This is a genomic window from Oleiphilus sp. HI0132, from assembly GCF_001635845.1.
Map to the genome: position 1 here is coordinate 1 of NZ_LWGJ01001288.1, position 1,444 is coordinate 1,444.

Annotated in this window: 2 protein-coding genes and 1 pseudogene; 1 reads left to right on the plus strand and 2 read right to left on the minus strand. The window is 48.3% G+C overall.

Annotated features, from left to right (window positions below; all coding sequences use genetic code 11):
- Positions 1-763, plus strand: a 763-nt coding sequence (locus A3766_RS31315) for a hypothetical protein (protein WP_197479639.1), incomplete at its 5' end; no start/stop codon positions are given.
- 13 nt (positions 764-776) lie between these two features.
- On the opposite strand, the gene A3766_RS19635 is transcribed toward A3766_RS31315, so the two are convergent.
- Together A3766_RS19635 and A3766_RS19640 are read right to left on the minus strand one after the other, a co-directional pair.
- Positions 777-1,205, minus strand: coding sequence for a lysozyme (locus A3766_RS19635; protein WP_068642739.1), 429 nt, complete (start codon positions 1,203-1,205; stop codon positions 777-779).
- A 1-nt stretch (position 1,206) separates the two neighbouring features.
- Positions 1,207-1,444, minus strand: a pseudogene (locus A3766_RS19640) (hypothetical protein); the annotation flags it as partial.

Below are 1,444 nucleotides of genomic sequence, written 5' to 3' on the forward strand. Positions count from 1 at the left end.
TGAATCGATCGTTGATGGCTCTGTATTAACTATCGATAGGTCTTTATTTGATACGGGTCTACCGGATGGCTCGCATGTGTACTTCGCCACCTATGGTGAGCCCGTTTTTGAGCGATTGGTTAATTTCGTATTGGAGCAAATTGAAGAGCCTGTCTGCCAAGTTATCCACGCAAAACAAGGCAACATTGAATGTGCAGCTGTTGCGTATGTAGATCATAACAACCGAATGCAACTAGCAACCTCTATGAAACAAGCTCTCGCTGCCGATGATGCCAAGAGTTGTGAGGACCAAACTAGCATCCAACGGGCTCAATCGCAGATAGATAAATTCGCTAAAGACACCCACCGAAACCAAAGCAAAATCGCAAATGTAGAGAGGAACAACCTGCTTCAAGCAAAGGCTCAGGTGCTATTGAACAATCAGGTCGTTCGTTCATTGATGTCTTCCAAACTCAAAACCAGCAAGCTCGATGACAACGCTACGGTCATGCTTCGAGCGTTGGAAGAGCAATTCAGTAAACGAGATACGGCCGTAAGAATCAGTAATGTCCCAAGAAGCATGGAGGCCCCGCTGACTGCAGGTATCATCGATGCAACGTTCCCACGTCAAGGCGACGGGCATATTGATACACCGGTGCTTATCGTGAATACAGCACTAGAGTCTCTTGCTAGAAGAGTTGATGGGAGTAAAGGTGGTGCTCGCAGACAAACAGCCAGTGCGATCATTGATGGGATTCAAAAAAATCCCGAAGAGATTAATTAATCAAGAAACTTGGCTATGAGTAACGCGCAGCTTCCGATCGCCTGCGATTTACCAGGCCGTTTAGCTTTCTACCACCAGCCCACACCCAGCGCATCAGTTGCGCTGGCACCTCGGCATGAGCTTGGCGATTCACCTTTCTACGAAGGGTCGATCGCTGAAAAGCCCCTGATCCTAGGTTAAAGGCAAATGAAACCAACGCATCAAACTGACCATCAGTGAGTGGGACATTCACCAAACGTAAAACCGCCCGCTCTGCTGACTCAACGTCTTTACGCAATAGTTCCTCGGCATCAGTCTCAGTGATTTCGGTAAAAGACTCGCCCGAACGGACCAAGTGTCCATAGCCGATGGTTGGGTAACCGGCGGGGCAGATATAAACTGACGAGCTAAAACCTTCGAATCGCTTGATCAAGTCGATGCCATCTTGGGTAATGTGGCGCATATTACTGCCCCCTAGATTTTGCCAAAGCACGCTGACCAAACCAAAAACTCATCACAGCAGCAAACAGTGCTTGCGTTTCTGGATCCCATATTTGTGGCAAAGCCACAACAAACTCCATACCCTGATCAACCACCAGCACATAAAGCGCACTGACTTTTACAGTGGTAAACAGCAGGAAGAAAGCGTAAGTGATTACCGGGCGTACAGAAGCTCGAAGCCCATCCACCCACCTTACTCCG

Excerpts from the sequence above, each read along its gene's own strand:
- A3766_RS19635 (WP_068642739.1), bottom strand. The coding sequence starts at position 1,205 with ATGCGCCACATTACCCAAGATGGCATCGACTTGATCAAGCGATTCGAA.